This window comes from Blautia difficilis (genome assembly GCF_014297245.1).
Taxonomy (GTDB): domain Bacteria; phylum Bacillota; class Clostridia; order Lachnospirales; family Lachnospiraceae; genus Blautia_A; species Blautia_A difficilis.
In genome coordinates this window covers 1-3484 of record NZ_JACOQG010000069.1, presented here as the reverse complement: position 1 = coordinate 3484, position 3484 = coordinate 1, and the positions used below count along the sequence as shown (strand labels likewise).

Genomic DNA, 3484 nt, shown 5'->3' with positions numbered 1-3484 from the left:
AAAATTAGAAACAATATTATAGTAAAACAATATGAAGAATTAAATGAAAATATCAAAAAATATAAATGTCTATTACATGATGAGAAGCATATGTTAAATTACATTGAAGAATGCATCAGAACTAGAAATTTGGAAGAAGTACAAAATGTAATAAGAAAGAATAGGGATAAATTTGCAGAACAATATTATTATACAGGAGTAAACGTGCTTGATAATATTATTGCAATAGCAAAGAGAAAAATGGATGATGCCAATATATTTTTTTATGCAGAGATAGATGTAACAGATATTGTTATAGAACAGCTTGATTTTATTATTTTGCTTGAAAATTTGTTTGATAATGCGATAGAGTCTGCTGTGAAATGTGAAAAAGAAAGAAAGATTTTTTTAAATATAGAAAATGTAAACAGTGTTCTTATATTGAAACTGTGGAATACAAGTTGTAAAGTTCCGTACGTAAAAAAAGATAGATTTATAACTGATAAAGATGACTCGAATGTTCATGGATGGGGAGTGGAAAGTGTAAAATCTATAGTGAATAAATACAATGGAAGTATTGAATTTAAATATGATGAAACATTTTTTGAAGTCGATATTATTATATGAAAGGAAAAAAATGAACAGAGCAGTGTTTGAAAATATAGAAGATGAATTAAAAGAAACTGAAAAAATGAAAAAGTTAAAAGAAATTATGGTGGCGGCTGTTGTTGCTGTTGCAATGGTGATTTCAGTACCTGTTTATGCATCTGAAAATGACAAGTTTTCAGACGGCGGAATTGCTGAACAGATGGAAGTGTTTCCGGCAGGTGAATTAACAGGGGATGCTTTTGATGACGGAACAGAAATTGTTTCTGAGATGCCGGATGTGTTCTCAGAACCCGCTGCTTTTGCAGAAACAGAACTGTCTTCTGATCAGTTTGTGTACGAAGGCGTGATCTATTGTAAAGATACCGGAAGGGACACGTGTAAGATTGTAGGTTATACAGATGATGTGCCGGAGAATCTTATTCTGAAAGAAAATGTCAGTGACGGTGTAAACGAATTATTTGTATACTCGATTGCTGATAAGGCATTTGAAAATTGCACAAAGTTGAAAAAAGTATCTGTTGAATCGGCATTCTTCGAGGTGGGCAAGAATATCTTTGACGGCTGTGATGGTCTTACAGTGGAATGTTATGAAGGAACCTACATTTATAAAGCGCTTCAAGCCAAAAACAATATTACATTGATTGGAAAAGAACGTCCTCAAAAGGTAGAGATTGATAATGTTTCTTATTGGGACGCTAGTAGCAGTCATTATGTTGCCTGGGCTTTGGAAGGGAACGTTTCTATAGAAAAGGGCATATATGGTTCACCTGTAATAGGACTTGATGGAATCGATGAAAAAGTTGAGACAATAGAATTTCCTGATACACTTAAATATATAGGGGATTCCGAAAATTGTATATTTCGCAGTTCCATGATCCGTGAGATTATAATACCGGATTATATCACCGATATTGGTGGGAAATATATTGCAGACGACTGTGAATATCTAGAATATGTACATACAGGAAATGGATATCTTAGAATAGGGTGTAGTGAATTCAGTAATTGTCCAAACTTAAAAACAGTAGAAATAGGAACAAGTGTTGAGTCAATTGGAGACGGTGCATTTAAAAACTGTTATAGTCTAAAAGAACTTTATATTCCTTCAAATGTACAGGAAATATCAGCAACAGCATTTTGGGGAATTGAAGACAGCATAACTATTATCGGAGAGTCAGGCTCATATGCAGAAGCTTATGCCAACTCAATGGGGATTAAGTTCCAGAGTAATGGAAAATCAGTGAAAATGCCGTCCATAGTTTTTTTAAATGAACCGTCTGTATCTGGAAATACAATCTGTGCATCTGTTGCCGGAGAAAATTCAGAAGTTGTGGAATATAAATATGGATTGTATTATGCTGTGGAATATGAAGCGGATGAACCGGATATGTGGCTTAAGAAAGATCTGGTATTAACAGAGGAAACAATTACACGCAGACTCGAAGATAAAAGCAAAACTGTAACATTTCCATATGTACAAGGAGACAGGGAATATTATGTCAGGGTATGCGGAAAGAAAAAAAATGGAAAATATACCCTGTGGAGTCCTCCTAAGAAAGTAACTGTCAAAGTAAACACACCTAAACCGCCGGAAGTTGAAGGAATTACAGTAAATGGTTCAACTGTAACAGTAACGCTGAAAAACAGAGATGAATATGTGGACGCATATAATTATGTACTTGGAATAAATCCTAAGAAATCTTTGGCATATTCCGAGGTATACGGACTCTCCCCGAAGGTTTACCAAACTGTTCCCAGCGAAAAAAAATACGTCCTTAAGGACCAAAACACTACAAAGGTTAGCTTTAAAAACGTAAAGAAAGGCACTTATTATTTAAGCGTACGTGGCTATGCCAAGGATGGAAAAACAAAGGCTTACAGTCTTCCGTCCAAGATACAGAAGGTAAATGTTTTCTATCCTGCTGCAGTAACAGGTGTAAAGGTAACGGGCAGGGCAGATCATTCTCTTACTTGCAGTTGGACTCCGTTTAAGTTGTCTCCTGACGGATATATTGTTTATGTTCAGGACAGCAATACAGGCAAAAATGTTAAGCGTATATCCGTTAAAAATACTTCTGCTTCCGTAAATATTAAAGGACTGGAAGCAGGTCAGAGTTATAAAATAGTTGTTCGAGCCTATAATAAAGTAAATGGTAAGAATTACTATTCCTCTTATGACAAAAGCCAGATTATAGCTTTTACCGCTCCCAAAACTCCTTCCCTGAAAGCACAGGCTGTATCAGGACATAAAGTAAAACTCACCTGGAAACCAATACCTGCAGCTTATCAGAATGGAAAATGTGAATATGTTATCTATTACCGAAATGCCAAAGATAAAAGTTACCAGCGATTAACTAATCTTTCCGATACCAAAGGAAGCTATACTACGAAAGCATTAAAGAAAAACAACACTTACTACTTCCGTATGCGCAGTAGTATCTGTGGCGAAAATGGTAACCACTCCACAACAGGCACATACTCCAACACAGTTAAGGTAACCGTTAAATAAGACGTTAGGGTTATTAAAAATGTAATGTGTTTTTTCTGGAAATACGGAAGCGAATAGCAATATTAAATTACTGGGCGTATAGATAAATGCTGATGGTACTGTTGTACTTTATTGTAGTTATGCTTGAGACAGGAGTGGGAGTCTGGATATTTGGAAAAATGTTTCCGAAACGTAAAGAGTATTCTAAATATAGAATAGCTGAAAAAATTGTTTTCTTCTTTATTGTATTATTTACATATACAATGTTAAAAGGATATTTGGGGATAGAATCTAATATAAAATATTTTATTGTAATTTATATTATAGTAGTAAGTTTAGATTGCATTGTAATGAAAACTGATTTTATAAGTCGACATCGTGCGAAATATTTTGAGATAAAGGAAATTA

Annotated in this window: 3 protein-coding genes; all 3 read left to right on the top strand. The window is 34.4% G+C overall.

The genetic code is table 11. The features are described 5' to 3' along the window. On the top strand, nucleotides 1-606 hold a 606-nt coding region (locus tag H8Z82_RS16695), incomplete at its 5' end, for a GHKL domain-containing protein (protein WP_186995744.1). 10 nt (nucleotides 607-616) lie between these two features. Beyond that, the gene (locus H8Z82_RS16690) at nucleotides 617-3097 is read left to right on the top strand and encodes a leucine-rich repeat protein (protein WP_243176517.1); all 2481 of its coding nucleotides are present in this window, start codon (nucleotides 617-619) and stop codon (nucleotides 3095-3097) included. 119 nt (nucleotides 3098-3216) lie between these two features. Further along, on the top strand, nucleotides 3217-3484 hold a 268-nt coding region (locus H8Z82_RS17220; protein WP_207724704.1), incomplete at its 3' end, for a hypothetical protein.